Annotated in this window: 22 protein-coding genes; 2 read left to right on the top strand and 20 right to left on the bottom strand. The window is 58.2% G+C overall.

Features of this window, described 5'->3' with window-relative positions:
- Window positions 1-185: 185 nt before the first annotated feature.
- The 12 genes from JUE30_RS08415 to JUE30_RS08360 all read right to left on the bottom strand — a co-directional run bounded on the left by JUE30_RS08415 (window position 186) and on the right by JUE30_RS08360 (window position 10,277).
- Window positions 186-1,751: a HAMP domain-containing histidine kinase gene (locus JUE30_RS08415; protein WP_203624466.1), complete on the bottom strand. Its 1,566-nt coding sequence runs from the start codon at window positions 1,749-1,751 to the stop codon at window positions 186-188.
- A complete protein-coding gene (locus JUE30_RS08410; protein ID WP_054664417.1) occupies window positions 1,751-2,437 on the bottom strand; it encodes a response regulator transcription factor in 687 nt (228 codons plus the stop codon). The genes JUE30_RS08415 and JUE30_RS08410 overlap by 1 nt, the downstream gene beginning before the upstream one ends.
- A gap of 299 nt (window positions 2,438-2,736) precedes the next feature.
- Complete coding sequence (gene gndA / locus JUE30_RS08405) at window positions 2,737-4,161, bottom strand: NADP-dependent phosphogluconate dehydrogenase (protein ID WP_203624465.1); 1,425 nt, start codon at window positions 4,159-4,161, stop codon at window positions 2,737-2,739.
- 107 nt (window positions 4,162-4,268) lie between these two features.
- Complete coding sequence (locus tag JUE30_RS08400; RefSeq protein ID WP_203624464.1) at window positions 4,269-4,820, bottom strand: DUF177 domain-containing protein; 552 nt, start codon at window positions 4,818-4,820, stop codon at window positions 4,269-4,271.
- A complete protein-coding gene (locus tag JUE30_RS08395; RefSeq protein WP_203624463.1) occupies window positions 4,814-5,968 on the bottom strand; it encodes a nucleotidyltransferase in 1,155 nt (384 codons plus the stop codon). Before JUE30_RS08395 ends, JUE30_RS08400 begins: the two co-directional genes overlap by 7 nt.
- Before the next feature lie 2 nt (window positions 5,969-5,970).
- Window positions 5,971-6,708: a class I SAM-dependent methyltransferase gene (locus JUE30_RS08390; protein ID WP_203624462.1), complete on the bottom strand. Its 738-nt coding sequence runs from the start codon at window positions 6,706-6,708 to the stop codon at window positions 5,971-5,973.
- Window positions 6,705-7,067, bottom strand: coding sequence for a ribosome silencing factor (rsfS, locus tag JUE30_RS08385; protein WP_225419351.1), 363 nt, complete (start codon window positions 7,065-7,067; stop codon window positions 6,705-6,707). The genes JUE30_RS08390 and rsfS overlap by 4 nt, the downstream gene beginning before the upstream one ends.
- Window positions 7,064-7,666 carry a bis(5'-nucleosyl)-tetraphosphatase (symmetrical) YqeK gene (yqeK, locus tag JUE30_RS08380; RefSeq protein ID WP_203624461.1) on the bottom strand — a complete coding sequence of 201 codons (603 nt, stop codon included), beginning with the start codon at window positions 7,664-7,666 and terminating at the stop codon, window positions 7,064-7,066. Before yqeK ends, rsfS begins: the two co-directional genes overlap by 4 nt.
- Window positions 7,659-8,309 carry a nicotinate-nucleotide adenylyltransferase gene (locus JUE30_RS08375; RefSeq protein ID WP_203624460.1) on the bottom strand — a complete coding sequence of 217 codons (651 nt, stop codon included), beginning with the start codon at window positions 8,307-8,309 and terminating at the stop codon, window positions 7,659-7,661. The genes yqeK and JUE30_RS08375 overlap by 8 nt, the downstream gene beginning before the upstream one ends.
- A gap of 4 nt (window positions 8,310-8,313) precedes the next feature.
- Complete coding sequence (gene yhbY, locus JUE30_RS08370; protein WP_203624459.1) at window positions 8,314-8,631, bottom strand: ribosome assembly RNA-binding protein YhbY; 318 nt, start codon at window positions 8,629-8,631, stop codon at window positions 8,314-8,316.
- Window positions 8,632-8,641: 10 nt separating this feature from the next.
- Window positions 8,642-9,760, bottom strand: coding sequence for a ribosome biogenesis GTPase YqeH (gene yqeH, locus JUE30_RS08365; RefSeq protein WP_203624458.1), 1,119 nt, complete (start codon window positions 9,758-9,760; stop codon window positions 8,642-8,644).
- Window positions 9,747-10,277: a YqeG family HAD IIIA-type phosphatase gene (locus tag JUE30_RS08360; protein ID WP_191988012.1), complete on the bottom strand. Its 531-nt coding sequence runs from the start codon at window positions 10,275-10,277 to the stop codon at window positions 9,747-9,749. The genes yqeH and JUE30_RS08360 overlap by 14 nt, the downstream gene beginning before the upstream one ends.
- 211 nt (window positions 10,278-10,488) lie before the next feature.
- On the opposite strand from JUE30_RS08360, the gene JUE30_RS08355 reads away from it, so the two are divergent.
- Together JUE30_RS08355 and JUE30_RS08350 are read left to right on the top strand one after the other, a co-directional pair.
- Entirely contained in the window at window positions 10,489-11,118 is a 630-nt protein-coding gene (locus tag JUE30_RS08355; RefSeq protein ID WP_203624457.1) for an alpha/beta hydrolase, read from the top strand.
- Entirely contained in the window at window positions 11,115-12,056 is a 942-nt protein-coding gene (locus tag JUE30_RS08350) for an NADP-dependent oxidoreductase (protein ID WP_203624456.1), read from the top strand. The genes JUE30_RS08355 and JUE30_RS08350 overlap by 4 nt, the downstream gene beginning before the upstream one ends.
- An 85-nt stretch (window positions 12,057-12,141) precedes the next feature.
- Here JUE30_RS08350 and JUE30_RS08345 read toward each other — a convergent pair whose 3' ends face one another.
- The 8 genes from JUE30_RS08345 to nrdR form a co-directional block, all read right to left on the bottom strand.
- Complete coding sequence (locus JUE30_RS08345) at window positions 12,142-13,245, bottom strand: alpha-hydroxy-acid oxidizing protein (RefSeq protein WP_203624455.1); 1,104 nt, start codon at window positions 13,243-13,245, stop codon at window positions 12,142-12,144.
- Between the two features lie 147 nt (window positions 13,246-13,392).
- The gene (gene rplT / locus JUE30_RS08340; RefSeq protein WP_125755409.1) at window positions 13,393-13,749 is read right to left on the bottom strand and encodes a 50S ribosomal protein L20; all 357 of its coding nucleotides are present in this window, start codon (window positions 13,747-13,749) and stop codon (window positions 13,393-13,395) included.
- A 67-nt stretch (window positions 13,750-13,816) separates the two neighbouring features.
- A complete protein-coding gene (gene rpmI / locus JUE30_RS08335; RefSeq protein WP_054665996.1) occupies window positions 13,817-14,017 on the bottom strand; it encodes a 50S ribosomal protein L35 in 201 nt (66 codons plus the stop codon).
- A gap of 37 nt (window positions 14,018-14,054) precedes the next feature.
- Window positions 14,055-14,585 (bottom strand): translation initiation factor IF-3, encoded by a 531-nt coding sequence (infC, locus tag JUE30_RS08330; RefSeq protein WP_203624468.1) that lies wholly within the window; start codon window positions 14,583-14,585, stop codon window positions 14,055-14,057.
- Window positions 14,586-14,842: 257 nt separating this feature from the next.
- Window positions 14,843-16,819 (bottom strand): threonine--tRNA ligase, encoded by a 1,977-nt coding sequence (gene thrS, locus JUE30_RS08325; RefSeq protein WP_203624454.1) that lies wholly within the window; start codon window positions 16,817-16,819, stop codon window positions 14,843-14,845.
- Window positions 16,820-17,144: 325 nt separating this feature from the next.
- Window positions 17,145-18,068, bottom strand: coding sequence for a primosomal protein DnaI (gene dnaI / locus JUE30_RS08320; RefSeq protein ID WP_203624453.1), 924 nt, complete (start codon window positions 18,066-18,068; stop codon window positions 17,145-17,147).
- Window positions 18,049-19,422, bottom strand: coding sequence for a replication initiation and membrane attachment family protein (locus JUE30_RS08315; protein ID WP_203624452.1), 1,374 nt, complete (start codon window positions 19,420-19,422; stop codon window positions 18,049-18,051). The genes dnaI and JUE30_RS08315 overlap by 20 nt, the downstream gene beginning before the upstream one ends.
- Before the next feature lie 54 nt (window positions 19,423-19,476).
- Window positions 19,477-19,947: a transcriptional regulator NrdR gene (gene nrdR, locus JUE30_RS08310; RefSeq protein WP_125755401.1), complete on the bottom strand. Its 471-nt coding sequence runs from the start codon at window positions 19,945-19,947 to the stop codon at window positions 19,477-19,479.
- Window positions 19,948-19,959 lie beyond the last annotated feature (12 nt).

Below are 19,959 nucleotides of genomic sequence, written 5' to 3'. Positions count from 1 at the left end.
AAAAAAAGCCAACGTATCGAGATTACGTTGGCCGCAAAGCATATAGGCTAGCTAGCAAAGCTAGTATACCTGTATTTTTTTGAGATTTCGAGTAGGTGTATTTGGTGTACTCAAAATCAAGTTCTGTTTCATATAAAAAGCCGCCATGACCGAGTCATGACGACAGAATGAAACCGTGATCGCGCTTAAAGTTGACTATGCATATCTGTGCTGGCTGCGTCAGGGGTCCGCGCGGCCTCTTGCGCCTGCAGCCGCTTCGCCTCTTCCGCCGTGATGGTCGGAAGCTGAATGCGGAACACCGAGCCAGAACCCAGCGCCGAATCCACGGAAATGGTCCCATGGTAGTTTTCAATCAGCTGCTGGGCAATGGAAAGTCCTAAGCCGTTGCCGCCTTTTTCGCGGCTGCGGGCCTTGTCGACCCGGTAGAAGCGGTTGAAAACACGCTCGCGGTCTTTCGGGGCAATGCCTTCGCCGAAGTCCTGGACCGCCAAGGCGACCCCATCCGAGTCCAGCGCCGCGGAGACATGAAGTTCCTTGCGCTTGGTGGAGTACTTGACCCCATTGTCCAGCAAGATGATCAGAATCTGCTCCAAGTGGTTGCGGTACATCCGCACGTAAACTGGCCCTTCCAGGTCGTTGTCCAGCGTGATGGCAAAATCGGGATGGATCATGCGCATGTCGTTGACCACCTGCGCAATCACCTCACTGATGTCCGCCGTCGCGTTCGGGAACTGCACATCGACCGAATCCGCGCGGGTCAGCTCCAGCATTTCCTGAATCAGGCTCTTCATGCGCTGCACTTCCTGCAGGCTCGCCGCCAGTGATTCGTTGAGGACTTCGGGATCATCCTTGCCCCAGCGGTTCAGCAGCTGCAAGTGACCCTCAAGCACGGCAACTGGCGTGCGCAGCTCGTGTGAGACGTCCTGTGTGAACTCGCCTTGCTGGTCAATGAAGCGCTGAATGCGATCCAGCATGTCATTGAATTCGTCCACCAGATCAGACAACTCGTCATTGCGGTGCAGCGACGGGATACGGGCGCTGCTTTGAGGCTCCTCGTTGATTTGGTCAATAGTTTTGGTAATCGAGCGAATCGGCTTGAGAAAGCGTGACGCGAGGAAAAAGCCCAGCGCCATGGACACCAGAAGCGCGGCCGCAGCCAGAGCTGCCACCAGCTCCCAAATACGCTGCATCGTCGCATAAAACGCCGTCATGTGGTCGGTGATCTGAACGTAGCCAATCCGCCTGCCGTTTTGGCTGGAGGTGATCGGTGCGCGCGCGATCATCCCCTTAAAGCGACCATTGCTGGCCATTTTAACCACGCTGCTCGACACACGAGAAAGCGGCTCATCGCTGTCCCGTGAGGTGTACAGCTTGTGGCCGTCGCGATCGTAAACTGCCAGCGACATGTCGTCACGCGCGATTTTCTGCACAACCGAGTCGTTGTAGACACTGGTCTGCGGATCGCCGCTGCCACCGCCGGCCGGCGGGGTGATCTGGTTATCAGCTTCAATGCGCGGCAGGACCGTGGTGGTCGTCAAATTCTTTGCGGCTGGGGCCAGTCGCTGTTCGACGGCACTCAGGGTCTCTTTCACCTCACCTTGTTCCTGGCTGATCAGCACCTGACGCATCAAGGCGACCAGGATCAGGGACAGCACAATGAAGGTGGAGAAAATGCCGGCTGCAACAACGGCTGTCCACTTGAACCCAAGGGGCAGCCGCCGTTTTGTTTTTGTTGACTCAGGTTCAGACATTACGACCGCATCACGTAGCCGGTGCCCCGAACCGTCTGAATGTAGCTCGGCTCGCCTGGCCGATCAATCTTGTTGCGAATGTAACGGACATACACGTCGACCACGTTGGTCTCAACGTCTGAGTTGTAGCCCCAGACCTTGGAAAGCAGGACGTCGCGCGCCAGCACCACGTTAATGTTCTCCATCAACGTCAGCAACAGCTCGTATTCGCGCTTGGTCAGCTCGATGATATCATCGCCGCGGCGCACGACTCGATTTTCTTTTTCAATCGTCAAATCGCGGTACGTGATGGTCGTCTGCTTGGCCGCGTTGTGCTCGCCTTCAATGGAGATCCGGCGCAGCAGCGCGCGCAACCGAGCCAGCAGTTCCTCGATGGCAAACGGCTTGACAATGTAATCATCGGCGCCGTGGTCAAGGCCGGAAACGCGGTCAATCACGGAGTCGCGGGCGGTCATCATGATGATCGGGGTATTCTTGACCTGGCGCACGCGCCGGCAGACTTCCAGGCCATTCAGCTCAGGCAGCATCAAGTCCAGCAGGATCGCGTCCCAGTCTTCGTTGAGCGCCGCTTCCAGGCCGGTGCGCCCGTTGAAGTGCACGGCGGTCTCGTACCCTTCGTGCTTCAGTTCCAACTCAACAAAGCGCGCGAGGTTTTTCTCATCTTCAATAATTAAAATCCGGCTCATTATTCTGCTCCTTAATCGATCCGCGCTGACCAAGCAGATTCTCATCTGGCTCGACCAACATCGCCAATTTTCTCATTTCATTTTCTATGCTGTGATTGTAGCATATCGGCACATGAAAAACTATCACATAAGGTTTTAACATTAAGATAAGCCGGAAACCGGTGAATGGCGTGAGCGTTCTCATTGGGCTATACCACGTCTGACAATATTAAATTATAAATATCTAAACCAGCTTTGGTCTATTCCAAAAAGCAAGCCACAAGAAAACCCTGTTGACGATCAACAGGGTTAGGCGAAACTTATTGTTCTGTATACCATGAGTAATGGAAGATGCCCTCGCGGTCGGTCCGCTGGTAGGTGTGCGCGCCAAAGTAATCGCGCTGCGCCTGAATGATGTTGGCTGGCAGGACCTCACTGCGATAGGAATCGTAGTAAGAGATCGCGGCCATGAACCCAGGTACCGGCACGCCGGCCTTAGTGGCAAAGCCAACCAAGTCGCGGACAGATTCCTGATAGTTCTTGGCGATGTCCTTGAAGTAGTCGTCCAAAAGCAGGTTCTTCAGATCAGGCTGCTTGGTGAAGGCATCGGTGATATTTTGCAGGAACTTCGCACGAATGATGCAGCCGGCGCGCCAGATCTGTGCCAGTTCGCCGTACTGCAGATTCCAGTTGTAGTGCTCGGAGGCTACGCGCATCTGCTCGAAGCCCTGCGCATAGCTCATCAGCTTGGAGAAGTACAGCGCCTTGCGGATCAACTCGATGGTCTCCTCGCGGTTTTCAAACTTCACGTTGCCGACCGGCTTTGGCAGGACCTTGCTGGCCGCGACCCGCTCGTCCTTCATCGCACTGATGTAACGCGCGTAAAGGGACTCGGTGATGACACTTTGCGGCACGCCCAGCTCTGCGGCGCTTTGAGAGGACCACTTACCCGTCCCCTTGTTGCCGGCAGCGTCGAGAATCACGTCAACGATCGGCTTGCCGGAGCCCAGATCATCCTTGCGGGTCAAAATGTCCGCGGTGATGTCGATCAGGTAGGAAGACAGCTCGCCTTCGCTCCACTTTTTGAAGACGCCGGCGATTTCATCAACGGACATCCCAAGCATGTTGCGCATGACGTTGTAGGATTCGGCAATCAGTTCCATGTCGCCATACTCGATACCGTTGTGAACCATCTTGACGTAGTGGCCGGCACCGTTTGGCCCAATGTAGGTCACGCAAGGCTTGCCGTCTTCGTCCGCCTTGGCTGCGATTTGCTCGAGAATTGGTGCAACCAGGTCGTAAGCCTCTTTTTGGCCACCTGGCATCAGGGATGGGCCGCGCAAGGCGCCCAGCTCACCGCCGGAAACCCCCATGCCGATGAAGTTGATCCCGGACTTGTCGAGTTCAGCACTGCGGCGCATGGTATCTTCGAAGAAGGTGTTGCCCCCATCGATCAGCACGTCGCCCTTATCAAGCAGCGGCAGCAGCTCGGCGATCACGGCGTCAGTCCCGGCACCGGCCTTGACCATCATGATGATCCGGCGCGGCTTTTCCAGGGAATTCACAAAGTCTTCCACGGTGTAGCTGGGCACCAGTTTCTTTTCCGGGTGGTCCTCAACGACTTTCTTCGTTTTCGACCCAGTCCGGTTGTAAATGGCGACCGTGTAGCCGCGACTTTCGATGTTCAGGGCCAGGTTCTTGCCCATCACGGCCATGCCGATGACGCCAATTGTTGGTGTTTCCATGTTTTTACCTCCCAAACGAACGAGTCGCCCCGCCGCTTATTTATATCGCAAATCAATACAGGTTAATACTAGCAAAAATGGCCCGGCAATTAAAGCCGGACCCACGGTTAATGCTTGTCCTCGTCATCCGGGAACAAGCCTTTCAATTTTTCAAAAGCGGGATTGGGCTGCTCGTCCGCTTCCTTGGTTTGGGCGTAATCGTCCTCGCCCATCACGGTCCAGTCTTCGCCCTCAGGCATTTCCCCGGCCTGGGCCTCTTCTGGGGTCAGCACCTGCATCGGAATCGACAGCAAAATGTGATCCTCGATTGCCGCCTGAATGTCGAGCGTGTCACCGTCCAAATCCAGCACCAGCTGGTCTTCCTCGTACTTCTCCTCGTGCGCCGGGTCGGTGACGTAGATCTCGCTAAACGTAAAATTCAGCGGCCAGTCGACCGGCTTCAGGCTGCGCGTGGACGGGATCACCATTGACCCCTGCAGCGTCACCGACGCCAGCAAGTCCCCATCGTCGAAGCTGATGTACCCATCAACCATGATTGGCGTTACATCTTGGATCTCGGGATCGCGGGTGACCAAGTGCTGCTTCAGGTCCAATGTCTCCTGAAAATGCAGCGGCGTTTTACGATATTTGGCCAGCTCACTGAGTGTCCATTTTAGCATGCGTCATTCTCCTTTCGCATCACCGGCACGCGGCCGTAATTCTGGGCGGTGCCGTTCAAGGTCTCGATCAGCTGATCGCAGCGGTGCTGCCACTGCATGAGCCCGCCCGGGGCCAGCATGGCCGCAGACACCTTGGTGATCAGCGGCAGTTCAACGGTTTTTTTGATCTGATGTAGATACTGCCGGCCGGCCTCGGTGAAGCCAAGCACGTGCAGAAAACGGTGCTGCTGCGCGTCGGCCATCACTGCTTTCGTCAAGTTCAGCACCACGTACAGGCACAACCGCCGCATCCGCGCGTAAGTGTAACGCTTGGACTTGATTTGGTGCAGGAACCCGGCAAAATCCTGGGCGCCTGCCAGCTGCTCGGTCAGCCGAAACTCCAGCCCTTCAGACATCGTGTAGATGTCGCGCAGGGCGGTTAGGTCGGCGGTTTGCAGCCGGTAGCGCAGCAGCGGAAACAGGTCATCCCAGCTTTGGTGACGGGAGGCCATCAATCCTGATTGCATCGCCGCCGGCACCAGGTCAGCGACCGATTCACCTTGAACCAGAGCCGCCCTGAGCGCACTGGCGCTGGCACCGGCTTTGAGGCCGGCCTCATCGTGTGCAGCGCCCTGCCGCGCAAACGGCAGCAGGCGCAGCGGCGTGTCAAGCTGCCGATTGGCCTGCGCGTAGCTGAGCCCCAGCAGCAAATTCGGAGCGTCAAGCGACACGCCGGCAGTTTGCTGGTAATACTGATTCAGCTGTGTGGCGTAGGTCTGCGTGTGATCTTGAAACAGGCTGGCCTGCGGCGGGGTCTCGGCGACGCGTGCCGCCAGGGCTGCGTAATCCAGCGCCGGTGACTCGGTGCCAAAGGCAAGGGATCGCACCTGCAGCGCCGATAGCAGTGCCAAAGCACCTTGCGCAAACCCGTCAGCCGCCTGCACGGCATCGGTGGTGGGCAGCTCCACGACCAAGTCGGCGCCGCAGGCCAACGCCGCCTTGGCGCGGGCCCACTTGTCAACGACGGCCGGCTCGCCGCGCTGAACAAAGTTACCGGCCAAAAGCGCCACCACCACCTCTGCCCCGCTCAGCCGGCGCGCTTGCTGTAGCGCAAACACATGGCCATTGTGCAGCGGATTAAATTCGGCGATCATGCCAACGGCCTTCATAACTATCCCTTCTTTGCGTGAAAGAACCAGCGCGTACTCTGCAGCCCCACCGCCTGCTTGCCAAAGTCGGCTGTGACCTCAATGTGGTCGAAGCCGGCATTAGTCAGCGCCTGCTTGAAGTCCGCCAGCGGATAGGTCCGCTCCTTGTGCGTTTCAATCATCGGGTGGTAGGCGTCGAGTTTTTCATCGTAGACAAAAAAGGTCAGGTCGTGCTCGACCGAATGCGGCTCGTCGCCTTCGTAGCTGTGCCACATGAACGCGTAATCCTCGGTTTGATAATTGTACATGTACCCCGGGAACACCTCATCCATTTGGTAAAGCGAGTGCGCGTCGAAGAAAAAGTCTCCGCCGACCGAAAGCCTTTCGGCCACCTGGGTGAAAACCGTCTGCACACTGGCCAGGTCCTTCATGTAGCAGATCGAATCATCAAAGCAGGTCACAATGTCGCACTGCGGCAGCGCCGACAGGTCCTGCATGTCGCCTTGAATCAGCGGCAGCGCGACCTTGGCCGCCTCGGCCTTGGCCTCTGCCAAAGCCAGCATTTCACTGGACAAATCAAACACGGCCACGTCAAAGCCGGCCTGCTTGAGCAGCAGCGCCAAGCTCCCTGACCCGCCAGCCAGCTCCAGGAGCAGCTGGCCCTGCGGCTGCACGCGCTTCAGCACGTAATCGCGCCACTGCAAATACAGCGAATCATCCATCAGGGTGTCGTAGACTTCGGCAAAGGTCGAATAAATCATGCCTTGACCCAGTCCTTCAAATCAACAATCGGCGCCTCGTTCCACAACTTTTCCAGGTTGTAAAAGGCGCGCTCTTCCGGAGTGAAGATGTCCACGACCACGTCGCCGAAGTCCATCAGGATCCACTTGGAATCCTTGTTGCCTTCGATGCGCGGCTCCGGGCCGCCAGCGGCCTTGACCTTTTCCTCAACGGCGTCGACGATTGCCTGCACCTGGCGCGTGGTGCCGCCGCTAGCAATCAGAAAATAGTCGGCCAAGAGTGAAACTTCGGTCATGTCCAGCGCCACGATATCCTCGGCGCGCTTATCATCAGCCGCACGAACGGCGGTTTCTAGCAATGCTTTCGAGTCCAGAACTATCCCTCCTTAGGAATAAATGCGTTGTAAGTCAGTAATGTTTTCGGATAAACGATCTTGTCTTCTGCAATCAGGTACTGCAGGGTGTTTTTCAGCTCAATGTAGCTGGCCTGACGCATGTCGGTTTGCGCCGCCTTGCGCGCGGCCACTTCAGCATCCAGCGTCCGGGCCGGCTCAATGAAGTCGGCGACAAAGATGATCTGGTCGAGCAGCGTCATCTCAGGGTCGCCGGTGGTGTGCCGCTCAATGGCCTGAAGCACCAGCTTGTCGGTCAGCCCGACCTCGGTTTGAATAAACCAGGTGCCAACCAGCCCGTGCCACACGCCGCGGCCGTAATTCAAGAGGTCCGGGTCAAACCCGTCTTCCATAATCACGCGCTTGTAGTCGGCTACAGGGATTTGCTTGGCGTAGTCGTGAAACAACCCGGCCAAACCAGCCCGGTCCACGTCGGCGCCAAAGCGCTCGGCCAGCGTCCGCGCCGTTTCCTCGACGCGCAGGCAGTGCTGAAAGCGGGCGTCGTCGAGCCGATTCTGCAGATGGTTCAGCAGCTCGGCGCGGTTCAGGTCATGCGTTAAGCTGGCCGGGTATTCATAGTCACTCACGGTACAAGCCCTCTTTCTCAATGTAAGCGCGGACGCAATCCGGGACCAGGTAGCGAATACTCTGACCGGTTTGCACCCGCGTGCGGATCTCGCTGGACGACACGTCGATCAGCGGCGCGTCGACCCAGGTGATGGGATACGGCGATGCCGGGGTGAAGCCGCGCCGCTTGACGCCGACAAAATGCACCAGCTTGACCAGCTGGTCGACCTCTCGCCACTTCGGCAGGTACGCCACCATGTCTGCCCCAATGATGAAATAGTAATCGGTGTCGGGGTGGGCTTTTTTCAGCGCGCGCATGGTGTCGATGGTGTAGCTGACGCCGCCGCGCTTGACCTCCGAAAGCTCCAGGTCAAACAGCGGGTTGTCGTGGATCGCGGCCTGCAACATGGTCACCCGCTGGCCGACGTCAATGGCGTCCTTGTGGTCGACATGTGGCGGCTGGTTATCCGGCATGAAAAGGACTTTTTGCAGACCGAGCGTCGTGCCGACTGCCTCGGCCATGATCAAATGGCCGATGTGAACCGGGTTGAACGTGCCGCCAAGGATCCCGATCTGCTTGCGGCGCGGGCCGAGAATCTGCTCGGACACTTCCTCGGTGATCACTGGCTGCGTCAAAGTCGTTGTCTTGCTTGTGATCCCCATGCGCTTACTTCCCCAGTTTGGCCACTTCGACCGACAGCTTGCGGTGCGCCTCTTGCGTCGACCGCCGGTAAAGCAGGACGGTGCGGCCCATGGTCTGAGCGACCTGGGCGCCGCTGATCGTCCGACTCAGAAAAGCCCCGACTTCATCGGGCGTCTCCTCGGCGGTGGGCAGCAGCGAGACCTTGACCAGCTCGCGCGCCTCCAAGGCCTTGGCGACGCTGTCGACGAATTGGTCGGACAGCCCGTTTTTGCCCAGCGTGGCGATGGGCCGCAGCCGGTTGGCCCGGCCGCGCAAAAAGCGTTTCTGTTTTCCAGTAAGCATGTGTATTCTCCTAAATTAAAGCCTTCCGCAACAACACATCGACCCCGTCTGGCGCCCAGCCGGCGACCGTGACGCCTGCCGGCACGACGACCCAGCCGAGCCCGGCAATCGCCAGGTCCGACTCCTCCTTGGGGGTGAACTCAAAGCGCACCAGCTTGGGAAAATCAGCCAAATCTTCCGCGCGCGGCGGACTCAGCAAGTCCCCGCGATGCTTGTCGTAAAAAGCATCCGCGTTTTCCAGTTTAGTGCGGTGCAGCAGCAGCTGGTTGTCGGCGTAAATCGTGAAGCCGGCTTTCGGGCCGCGCAGGTAATCAAACCTAGCCAGCCCGGCGAAAAAGACGGTTTGGCCAGGGTTCAGCTGATAGACGGTTGGCCGGATCGGCTTGCTTGGTGACACCAGCTTCAGGTCTTTGGGGTTCAGGAAGTGCGCCATCTGCCGGCGGTGAATAATCCCTGGCGTGTCGATCAAAAAGTGGCCGTCGTCCAGCGGAATCTGAATCCGGTCCAGCGTGGTCCCGGGAAAGCGCGAGGTGGTGATCAGGTCGGCCATGCCGTTTTCATCTTTAATGATGCGATTGATCAGCGTGGACTTCCCGGTGTTGGTCACCCCGACCACGTACACGTCGCGGTGCGCGCGGTACTGCTCGATCAAATCCAGCAGTGCGTCCAAGTTGTGGCCCTTTTTGGCCGAGGTCAGCACTGTCGCCACCGGCCGCAGTCCCTGGGCGTGGGCCGCCTGGGTCAGCCAGTTCGTCACCTTCCGCGGGTTGATCGACTTGGGCAGCACGTCCGCCTTGTTGCCGACCAGAATCACCGGATTGTCGCCGACGAAGCGGTGCAGCCCCGAGATCACGCTGCCGTTAAAGTCAAAAATATCCACCACGTTAACAATCAGCGCGTCGCTTTCACCCAGGGCGTTCAGCAGGCGCAAAAAATCGTCGTCGGTCAGTTCAACCGGCGCGACTTCATTGTAGTGACGCAGCCGAAAACAACGCTGGCAGTAAACTTCTTCGCCTGCGCGGGCCTTGTCAAGTGAGCTTGCCGGCAGAAAGCCTGCCGCTTTGGGGTCCGTGCTTTGCAAGCGGGCCCCGCAGCCGATACAATACAGCGGCTCATCAGTGTTTGTCATTCAATTCCTCCGTAAAATTAAGCTGATTATTTTTCTTCATGCGATGCAGGACGAAGCCTTCGAAAAAGCGGTTGATCCGCGTGTTCCAGGCGTCGGTTTCCACCAGCGGCTGCACTAGCACCGTCCTCACTTTGGCGGCGTTACCCGCTGCCATGTCGGTCATGAGCTGGTCGCCCACCATGACTACGGCGCGCTTTTCGAGCCCCAACTGGCGCACCGCGCGGTTGATGCCCAGCGGCAGCGGCTTCATGGCTCTGGCCACAAAAGGTAGATCCAGCTTGGCCAGCGCGCGGCCGATTCGCGCCCGGTTATTGTTGGACACCACCATCACGGTGATCCCAGCCTGCTTCATTTCCTGCAGCCAATCGTGCAGCTGCTTGGTACCGTCCGGGTTATTCCAGGCGATCAGCGTATTGTCAAGATCAGTCAGCACCGCCGAGATGCCTTGCCGTTTCAGTTGCGCCGGCGTTAAATTGTAGATGGCCTTCACCAGCCAAGTCGGTTCGAACACTGCCACAAGCGGCCTCCTCTGTAATCTAGTTCTTTTCATTATAACACGCAGAAAGAGCCGGTACCGCAAGCGCGCAAACTTGACCGAAGCCCCAAGAATTATTCACGCTTTGACGCGCAAAGTCAAGGCTAATTCGTCGCTTTTGCCCCGGCAAAGTCGTAGGCTAGCTTTGAAGCAGCCGCAATTTGCCTGCTGGCACCTAGATCTGGAGGAGAACATGACACTGCATTATCAATTTATCGATGGGGACCGCACCTTGTCGCCGCTGCTCTTGCTGCACGGCAACGGCGGCACGGAGCGCGACCTGCTGCCGATTGGCCAATTCATCGCGCCAGACGCCCCACGGCTGGCCATTCGCGGCCGTGAGATTGAGCAAGGCGAAACCCGCTACTTCCGGCACTTGCCGGATGGCACGATCGACTTCGCCAACCTGGACACTGAAACAACCTGGCTACTGAACACGGCCGCCGCTTTAACCCGCAAGTATCAGCTCTTTGCTTCGCGGATGATCGTCGCCGGTTACTCCAATGGCGGCAACCTCGCCATCCGGGCCATGATGAGCCGGCCGTTGCCGTACCGTACCGTCTTGCTGTTTCATGCCAAACCGCTCGGGCCGCTGGACCATCCGAAGCTCTCGCCCCGGACCTTGGTTTGGGCATCGTATGGCACTCATGACCCCATTGTCTCCCAAGCAGAATTTGCGACGCTTCAGGCGCAGATTCAAACTGCAGGCGGTGAGCTGACCACTTTTTCCCATGACGAGCAGCACAATCTCAACCTGTCCGAACTGCAAGCCGCCAAGCGCTGGCTGGCACAGTCCGGGCGACTCAAGGAGGAATCGCTTTGATTCGGTTTGGTTTTGATCATTACGGCGAGCCGGCGGTTTTTACCGCTATCCAGGCGCCTGTGCCGGAGCCGAAACCTGGCCAGGTGCAGATCCAGGTCCTGGGCTTTGGCCTCAATCCCTACGACGTTTCCCTGCGCCGCGGCGAGCAGGCGGCCTATCGCAAGCTGAAGTGGCCAATCGTTCCCGGCACCGACGTGGTAGGCCGCGTGAGCGCGGTCGGCGCCGGCGTGGCTGACTTTACCGTCAACGATATCGTGATCAATTACCGGCCCATCGGCGGCTACAGCGAATTTGTGGTCGCAAGCGTCGGCAAGGTCATGAAAAAGCCTGCGGGGCTCAGTCTCGCCGAGGCAGCGGGCCTGCCACAGGTCAGCATCGCCGCGGCGACCGTTCTGCAGACGCTCGCCTTGGCTCCCGGCCAAATGCTGGCGGTCGAAGGCGCCAGCGGCGGGGTGGGCGCCATGGTGGTGCAGCTGGCCAAGGCGCAGCACCTGCACGTGATTGCCACCGCCAGCGCGCGCAATGCCGAGTACCTCAAGCAGCTGGGGGCTGACGCCATTGGGGCGTACGACATCGAAGACGTGGCCGAAAAGTTTGCGAACCAGGCCGACGCAACCGTCAATGCAATCAGCGGCGGCTTTGACCACGGCGCAGGCGCATTGATCACCCGCCCGGGCGGCACCCTGCTGACCACTGCCTACGCCAAGCCGGCAACCGGCGGCAAGTGCCTCGACCTGGTGCAGCTCGGCGATGGGCCGCAAGAAAAGCCTGAAACAGTCTTCCCACAACTTGCGGCCCTGGCGGAAGCCGGCGGTCTTTCGGTGCGCATTGCTAAGCAGCTGCCGTTTTCCCTGGCCGGCGTGCAGGAAGGCCACCGACTGCTTGAAAGCCACCACCCGGCGGGCAAACTCGTCGTCATGAAGAATCCTGCAGAATAACAAAACCCTCACGGCGTCGCAGTCGCAAGGGTCCCTTATGGCCAGCACATCCGCTGGCCTATTTTGATGGCAAAAATGACTTGACTCAATCGGCGTAGCGGTTGTCAATCAACTGCGTGCGTTTGATTTCGCCGATGTCGTGCGTGCCAGTCAGCTGCATCGCAATCAGCAGCTCGTTTTCAAGCTCCTCGAACACCGCCTCAACGCCTTGGCTGCCGCCAAGCGCCAGGCCGTAAATCACCGGCCGGCCGATGGCGACCAAGTCGGCGCCGGACGCCAGCGCCTTGAACACATGCATCCCGCGGCGCACTCCAGAGTCAAAGACGATTGGGACGCGGTGAGCCACCTGTTTGGCCACCACTTGCAGCGCATCGAACGACGCCACGCCGCCGTCCAGCTGCCGGCCGCCGTGGTTAGAGACCCAAATACCGTCGGCGCCGGCGCGGATCGCGACTTCGGCATCGGCTGCGGTTTGCACCCCTTTAACGTAGACGGGTAGCCCGGAGTAATCCTTAATGAACGCAATGTCTTGCGGCGAAAGGGCCTGCTTGGCCGATTTGTAAACGGCGTCCATTGTCCGGTCCTGGCCGTCTTCGTAAGGCACGATTGGCAGGCCGACTGGGAACGTGAAGTGGTTGCGCTTGTCCGCCTCGCGGTAGCCGCCAACGGTCGCATCCGCGGTCAGCACGATCACCTCGGCCCCATTTTGCTTGGCCACATCGAGCATCTGCTTCGTCGCCTTGTCGTCTTTGCTTTGGTACAGCTGGAACCACTGCGGCTGACCGTTACGCACTGCGGCCTGCGCCTCGTACGTCTCACTGGCAAACGACGAAATCGTAAAAATAGTCCCGTGCTTGGCCACGCCCCGGGCAGTGGCGACCTCCCCTTGGGTGTTGGCCAGTTTGTGGGCGGCCACCGGCGCCATGATCAGCGGGCTGGTCAGGCGATGGCCCATGAAGTCGACGTGCATGTCGGCGGGAAACGAAATGTCCTGCAGCACGCGCGGCGCCACCAGTTTGTGGTTGAACGCCTTAATATTCTCCCGGATGGTGTAAAGGTCCTGGGCCCCGCTTGAGATGTAGCCATACGCGCCCTGGGGGATCACTTCTTTTGCCGCCTCCTCCAGGTCAAACACGTTGATCACGTCGAGGGGTTGTTCTGCACTGCTTGTCACAAATGGCTCTGCCATGTTGCTCACCTCTGGATTAGATTATGAATTGCACGATTTGATTTGTCACAATCGTTCATTCGTTATTTAGTCTAGCACCATTAGTAAACGCTTTCAATCACTGGCACAAAAAAATCGGTCCGGGTGCGGACCGATTGATTATGGATGTTATGCCAAAGCCTTCTTGGCGGTTGCTGCCAAGGCAGCGAAGCCGTCAGGATCGGAAACGGCGATGTCCGCAAGCATCTTGCGGTTCATGTCGACCTTTGCAACCTTCAAGCCGTGCATCAGCTTGCTGTAGGAAATGTCGTTGATCCGCGCCGCAGCGTTGATCCGGGCAATCCACAGGGAGCGATAGTTGCGCTTGGTTGCGCGGCGGTCGCGGAAAGCGTACCGGTACGAAACCATGACCTGCGCACTTGCTGCCTTGAACAGCAGGTGCTTTGACCCACGGTAGCCCTTGGCGAGCTTCAGGATCTTTTTACGACGCTTACGAGTAACTGTTCCACCTTTTACACGTGCCATGTTAATTCCTCCTCAAAAATCAAGCGAAAACGATAAGTGCAAGGACCGCATGCGGCCGCAAGCACAATTACTTCATCTGACTCATCATCTGGCGGATCCGCTTCATATCTGAGTGGGATACCAAACCTGACTTGCGCAGCTGACGACGCTGCTTCTTAGTCTTACCGTGGAACCGGTGACTGGTGTACGCGTGGCCCCGCTTCAAAGCGCCACTAGCAGTTTTCTTGAAGCGCTTAGCAGAAGCGCGGTGTGTCTTGAATTTTGGCATGACGATTTTCCTCCTAATACGTATGTTGAAGAATCAATTACTGATTCTTCTGATCTGGCTTTGGGGTGAGCATCAGGAACATGAAGCGGCCGTCCATCTTGGGACGAACCTCCACGTTCGCGACGTCTTTCAACGCTTCGGCCATTTGTTCCAGGACTTTTCGACCCAAGTCCTTATGGGTGATTGCCCGCCCTCGGAACCGCACAGAAACCTTGACCTTGTCCCCTTTTTCCAGGAACTTCTGCGCGTTCTTCAGACGAGTGTTGAAATCAGCTTCGCCGATCGTCGGGCTCAACCGAATTTCTTTGATGCTGATGGTTTTTTGCTTCTTGCGTGCTTCGCGCTGCTTCTTCTGCAGCTCGAACCGGAACTTGCCGAAATCCATGATGCGGGCAACTGGCGGCTTGGCAGTCGGCGAAACCAGAACTAGGTCCAGGTTTGCCGTCGATGCAAGTTCCATCGCCTCGCTCGTGCTCTTGACGCCAAGTTGTTCACCATGTTGGTCGATCAAGCGGACTTCGCGGGCGCGGATCCCATCGTTGACCATCATATCTCGTGCTATGGCAATTCACCTCCGAATTAATTTCGAGAAAAGCAAAAAACGGCGAGCGCAGTGTGCGCCCGCCGTCGATTATCTACCGATCATTTACCTAGAGGCCAGTGGCGTGGGTGAGAAGCGGGAACTTCTGCTTTTTCTCAACTTTCTAATCATACACGCCCGCACCCGGCGCGTCAAGCTTTTCAACAGGGGGCCGGGTCCAAATTTTCAACAGGGGGCCGGGTCCAAAAGAAAAGGGCACGCCCCTTTTTCCCCAAACGCTTCAGTTACTTGTCAAGGTTAGCCTGGCCTTCGCCGCGCTTGTGCTTCCCGTCGCGACTGTAGTTCTTGATCTCGGCTTCGACCGATTCAATGAACAAGTTGGCCGGCATCTCCTCGCCGTCGGACTCACCATAGCGGCGAACCGACACGGCGGCAGCGTTAACTTCCTTGTCCCCGACCACGACCGTGTAAGGAATCTTCTGGGTCTGAGCTTCACGAATCTTGTAGCCCATCTGCTCGTTGCGGCTGTCCAGGTCGACGCGCAGGCCGGCCTTGACCATCTTATCCTTCAGCAGCTTGGCGTACTCGAGGTGCTGATCCAGCGAAACTGGGATCAGTTCGACCTGGGTTGGGGCCAACCAGGTTGGGAACGCCCCTTTGTAGATTTCCGTCAGGTAGGCAATGAATCGCTCCATCGTGCCGACAATGCCGCGGTGGATCATGACTGGGCGGTGGTTTTCACCATCGGCGCCGACGTAGCTCAGGTCAAAGCGCTCTGGGAGCATGAAGTCCAGCTGAATGGTCGACATGGTTTCCTCGTTGCCCAGGGCCGTCTTGGTCTGGATGTCGAGCTTCGGGCCGTAGAAGGCGGCTTCGCCTTCAGCCTCGTAGTAGTCAAGGCCCAGGTCGTCCATGGCGCCCTTCAGCATGCTCTGGCTGCGGGTCCACATTTCGTTATCATCGAAGTACTTCTCGGTGTTCTTAGGATCGCGGTACGACAGCCGGAAGGTGTAATCGGAGATGTTGAAGTCTTCGTAAACGGCCATGATCAGCTTCAGGATCTTCTTGAACTCGTCTTGGACCTGATCCAAAGCGACAAAGGTGTGGCCATCGTTCAGGGTCATTTCCCGGACCCGCTGAAGGCCAGACAATGCCCCGGACTTTTCGTAGCGGTGCATCATGCCCAGTTCGGCGATGCGCAACGGCAGCTCACGGTATGAGCGAATGTGGTGCTTGAAAATCTGGATGTGGCTCGGGCAGTTCATTGGCCGCAGCTCCAGCATTTCGCCGTCGCCCATGTCCATCGGTGGGAACATGTCATCGCGGTAGTGATCCCAGTGGCCGGAGGTCTTATACGCATCCACGTTCATCAAAACTGGGGTGTAGACGTGTTCGTAACCATCGGCGATTTCCTTGTCGATGATGTAGCGCTCGATGATGCGGCGAATAGTGGCGCCTTTTGGCATCCAGTACGGCAGGCCGGCACCGACCTTAGGATCCACGAAGAACAGATCCAGGTCGCGGCCAATCACGCGGTGGTCGCGCTCCTTGGCTTCCTGACGGCGCTTGCCGTCTGCTTCCAGGTCGGCTTCCTTGTAGTAGGCCGTCGCGTAGATCCGCTGCAGCATCGGGTTGGACGACTTGCCCTGCCAGTACGCCCCAGCAACCGACAGCAGCTTGAAGTGCTTGAGGTCCTTCAGGTTGGGCAGCAGCACGCTTTCCTCAAAGTCGCAGAAGTCGCCGAGCTTGAAGCCGTTGACTTCATCGCCCTTGATGGCATCGATCAGCTGCACCTTGTACGGTTCGTCGGCAAAGGCCTTTTTCGCGTCGGCCTTGCTCATGCTGATTTTTTCAATTGGCGCATTGGCCTTGATGATTTCCTTCATCTTCGCGTCGATCGCCGGCAGCTGGTCGACGGTCAGCTGGCCGTCTTCACGGTCGGTATCGTAGTAGAAGCCGTCATCTGCGGCCTCGCCTTCGCCCAAGCGCACTTCTGGGTGCAGTGCCTTGATGGCCGCAGCCAGCACAAACGCACCAGTCTGGCGCAGCACGTTAAGCCCTTCAGCGGAGTCCTTGGTGATGATTTCCAGGCTGCCATCAGCCTTCAGCGCATCGTTCAGCCCAATCAGCTGATCGTTGTACTTGCCGGCTACGGCCTTTTTGGCTAGGCTGTTGGCAATGCTTTTAGCAACGTCCAGCGTCGAAACGCCGGCGTCAAATTCTTTGATGCTGTTATCTGGTAACGTGATCTTGATTGACATAGCCATTCTCCTTTTGTGACGAAAAACAAAAAAATCGCCTCGAGTGTCAATTGACACTCGGGACGATTTTGCTCGCGGTTCCACCCGATTTGAAAGCACTGCTTTCCACTCGTTGCGCGTAACCTGCGCTGCGGGGGCCCGAAGGCCAGTCTCGGAAAGTGGTGCGGACGTCGATGCCTGGCTTTCAGCTCTGCCAGAACTCTCTGGATGGGACTTCCTTTTTGCTTCCGTCTTTGATACTTAGATTAAACCACAGCCCCTGGCGCGGTGCAAGGCTTACTCGGTAAAAAGTTCACGAATGGTGCACTAGTGTGCGCCCTGTTTGTCAGGCGTTGCGGCGGTCTGGCCCGCCGACCGTGATTTCCTTGGCCAAGAAGCGCACGCGCTCCATGATGCGCTGCGCCTTGACCGGCTCGTCGGCCTTGCCGGTTTCGCTGCCAGACAGAAACGCCGTCAGCTCCTGCATATTTTTGTTCGATGTAAACAAGGTTGGGAGTTCTTCCTGCATCCGGTACTGCAAAATCACGCCGAGCACCTCATCGCGGACCCAGGCGCTCCAGGCTTCGGCCCCGATATCGTCGATCATCAGCACCTTGGCCTTCTTGATGCGGTCGGTTTTGGCCAGCACGGAGTTGTCCGCAATGGCGCCTTTCATTTCCACCGCAAAGGTCGGGTAATGCAGCATGGTCGAGGCGATGCCCTGTTTGGCCAAGTCGTTCGCGATGGCGCCCAGCAGGTAAGTTTTACCGACGCCGAACGGCCCAGTCAGGTACAGACCCTTGTGAAATTGGTCCGGCGCCTCGGCCATTCCCATGGTGAAGTCGAGCGCGGACGACAGCGCCGCGCTGCGGTCGCTGGGATCGTAAGTCTCAAGGCTTGCCGACTTAATCGCTTTGGGCATGTTCAAAGCGGTGATCAGGCGCGCCTGGGCCGCTTGGGCGTCCTGCGCCACCTTCTCCGGCGTGGCCGTGTAAGTGATATCGATCAACCCATTGGAGGCGACTAACTGCGGCTGGTAGCCCGGCGCGATCAACGGGTCCCCGGCCGCCAGCCGATCACGGGCCGTGACGAACTCGTAAATCTTGGCCGCGCTGCGGCTGACTGCATCAGGGGCCAACTGGCGCTGATTGGCCTTCAAAAAGGCTTGCACGTCAGGGTCGGCGACAGCGTCTTGCATCATCTTGCGGTATTCCGCGGTCATTTGCCGCTGGTCCATGATCTTGGCTAGTTCATCCTTCATGGGTTTCATCGCTGTCATCCTTTCTCATGGCGCGCAGTTTGGCCAGTTTGGCTTCGATTGCGGCCGTCTCCGCCGGATCTGCCGCAGCGCTGCTGGCCTGATACGGCTTATCTAACCAGTCTGGCTTGGCCTCTTGGCGCGCCGGCTGCGTCTTGCGCTTGCGCGGTTGACTTTGCTTTTGCTGATAGTCCTTGATTTCCTGCAGCGCCCGCTCGGGGCTGTCGACGCCGGCCGCCAGCCAGCGGTTGGCAATCGCGTCCAGCAGTGCCTGATTGACGCTGTCGTAATTCTGCAGAATGTAGTCGATCAAGATATTAATGGTCGCGTTGTCGAAGACATTCCGCGAAGCCAGTTTGCGCACCGCCTGCAGCTCATTAGAGGCGACGAACAGCTGCGCGTTCTTGCGGTGCTTAGCGGCCTCCAAAAACTCGCGCGGCGGCGTGCTTTTGGCTTGCTGGATCAGCGCCTGCTCGCTGGTGGAAAGCGCCGGGCTTGCTGCGGCCGCCGGTGCCGCTTGAGCCGGCTGGGCACTGCCCTTTGGCGCCAGGTGAGGCGCCTGCTTCTGGTAGGCTTGCTCCACGATTTGGCGCAACGCGCGCAGGCTTAGCTCGCCGGTCGCCCGGTTGGTCGCCTGCTGTATGAAGCGCGCAAACACCGGCGGCGTCAGCCCGTAAAAGGTGGCCAGCTGGGCCAAAGCGGCGCGATGTTGCCCAATTTGGCCGCCTCGCAGCCCACTTTTGGTGGTGAGCGCTTCAAGCAGCTCCCAGTCGTAGCTGGCTCCGTCGCTCAAGGAGACCGCCGGCAGTGGCTTTTCCGCCACCTGCCGCTTGGCCTCCTTGGTCGCCGCATTTGGCGCCACCGACGTCAGCTGGAACACGTCCAGCAAGTTCGCCGACACGTCGCGCCAGGTCTGGGCCCTAACGGTGTGAATCGTATACCGGTTGGCCAGCTGAGTGAACCGCACTTCCCCGACCCGGTCGAACAGCAGCAAGCTCAGCGTGTCGTCCTGGAAAAAGCGATCCGCCGCAACCGGCCGGTACAGCTCATAGGCCCAATAGCGGCCGCCGGCGTCGGTCGAGGTGTAGGTCTTCATCAGGCCCAGCGCTTCCAGTCGCACGCGCGCCGCGTACAGCGTATCTAGATCCACGCCGAGCAGGTCCATCAAAGCTGTTTGCTTGCGGCGGTCGGCCGCGCCAGGCTGGCGCCGGGAATCGTTCCAGAGGCTGAGGTAAAGGGCGAGCGCGACGGGGCCAATCAGCGGCTGGTAAAGGTGCACGGCGACGTCTTGATCGAGGTCGCTAAAGTAAGTTGCCTGAACCACGATGAAATCGTCCTGTGCCATGTAGCTGCTGGGTTTGGTCACGCTGATCCCTCCTTTACTCAAAAAAGTGGCGTCGGTCGCCCCACGCCGGTTGGTTTACTTTCCTTGATCCTTTTCGCGCTTCATCATGTCCTGCAGTTCCTGCATGAACACGGACATGTCTTTGAACTGCCGGTAGACTGAGGCAAAGCGAATGTATGCCACGTCGTCAACTTCGGCCAGCTGCTTCATCACAAACTCGCCAATCTGCTGGCTCGAAACCTCGTTTTCGCCAATCGCGCGCAGCTTGTTTTCGACATTTTCGACGATTTTCTGCATCTGTTCCATGGTGACCGGCCGCTTTTCAGCCGCGCGGATCAGGCCCTTGAGAATCTTCTCGCGGCTGAATTCCTCGCGCGTGCCGTTCTTCTTGATCACCAAAAGCGGCGTCTGCTCGACCCGCTCAAAGGTGGTGAAGCGAAAGCCGCAGTTCTCGCATTCCCGGCGCCGGCGAATCGCACGGCCGCCGTCTGTGGGCCGAGAATCGACGACCCGCGAACTATTATGATGACAATGTGGGCAGAGCACAGGCACACCTTC

It is taken from the genome of Lacticaseibacillus sp. 866-1, assembly GCF_016861825.1.
GTDB lineage: Bacteria > Bacillota > Bacilli > Lactobacillales > Lactobacillaceae > Lacticaseibacillus.
The sequence above is the reverse complement of the archived record's forward strand: the minus strand, read 5'-3'. Positions and strand labels throughout refer to the sequence as shown.

What these genes read in the sequence shown, in the direction of transcription:
- yhbY (WP_203624459.1), bottom strand. Translation starts at nt 8,631, where the DNA reads ATGCTTACTGGAAAACAGAAACGCTTTTTGCGCGGCCGGGCCAACCGG.
- JUE30_RS08345 (WP_203624455.1), bottom strand. Translation starts at nt 13,245, where the DNA reads ATGGCAGAGCCATTTGTGACAAGCAGTGCAGAACAACCCCTCGACGTG.
- JUE30_RS08410 (WP_054664417.1), bottom strand. Translation starts at nt 2,437, where the DNA reads ATGAGCCGGATTTTAATTATTGAAGATGAGAAAAACCTCGCGCGCTTT.
- JUE30_RS08390 (WP_203624462.1), bottom strand. Translation starts at nt 6,708, where the DNA reads ATGATTTATTCGACCTTTGCCGAAGTCTACGACACCCTGATGGATGAT.
- JUE30_RS08375 (WP_203624460.1), bottom strand. Translation starts at nt 8,309, where the DNA reads ATGGGGATCACAAGCAAGACAACGACTTTGACGCAGCCAGTGATCACC.
- yqeH (WP_203624458.1), bottom strand. Translation starts at nt 9,760, where the DNA reads ATGACAAACACTGATGAGCCGCTGTATTGTATCGGCTGCGGGGCCCGC.
- gndA (WP_203624465.1), bottom strand. Translation starts at nt 4,161, where the DNA reads ATGGAAACACCAACAATTGGCGTCATCGGCATGGCCGTGATGGGCAAG.
- JUE30_RS08395 (WP_203624463.1), bottom strand. Translation starts at nt 5,968, where the DNA reads ATGAAGGCCGTTGGCATGATCGCCGAATTTAATCCGCTGCACAATGGC.
- JUE30_RS08400 (WP_203624464.1), bottom strand. Translation starts at nt 4,820, where the DNA reads ATGCTAAAATGGACACTCAGTGAGCTGGCCAAATATCGTAAAACGCCG.
- dnaI (WP_203624453.1), bottom strand. Translation starts at nt 18,068, where the DNA reads ATGAAACCCATGAAGGATGAACTAGCCAAGATCATGGACCAGCGGCAA.
- rpmI (WP_054665996.1), bottom strand. Translation starts at nt 14,017, where the DNA reads ATGCCAAAATTCAAGACACACCGCGCTTCTGCTAAGCGCTTCAAGAAA.
- JUE30_RS08355 (WP_203624457.1), top strand. Translation starts at nt 10,489, where the DNA reads ATGACACTGCATTATCAATTTATCGATGGGGACCGCACCTTGTCGCCG.
- rplT (WP_125755409.1), bottom strand. Translation starts at nt 13,749, where the DNA reads ATGGCACGTGTAAAAGGTGGAACAGTTACTCGTAAGCGTCGTAAAAAG.
- thrS (WP_203624454.1), bottom strand. Translation starts at nt 16,819, where the DNA reads ATGTCAATCAAGATCACGTTACCAGATAACAGCATCAAAGAATTTGAC.
- JUE30_RS08415 (WP_203624466.1), bottom strand. Translation starts at nt 1,751, where the DNA reads ATGTCTGAACCTGAGTCAACAAAAACAAAACGGCGGCTGCCCCTTGGG.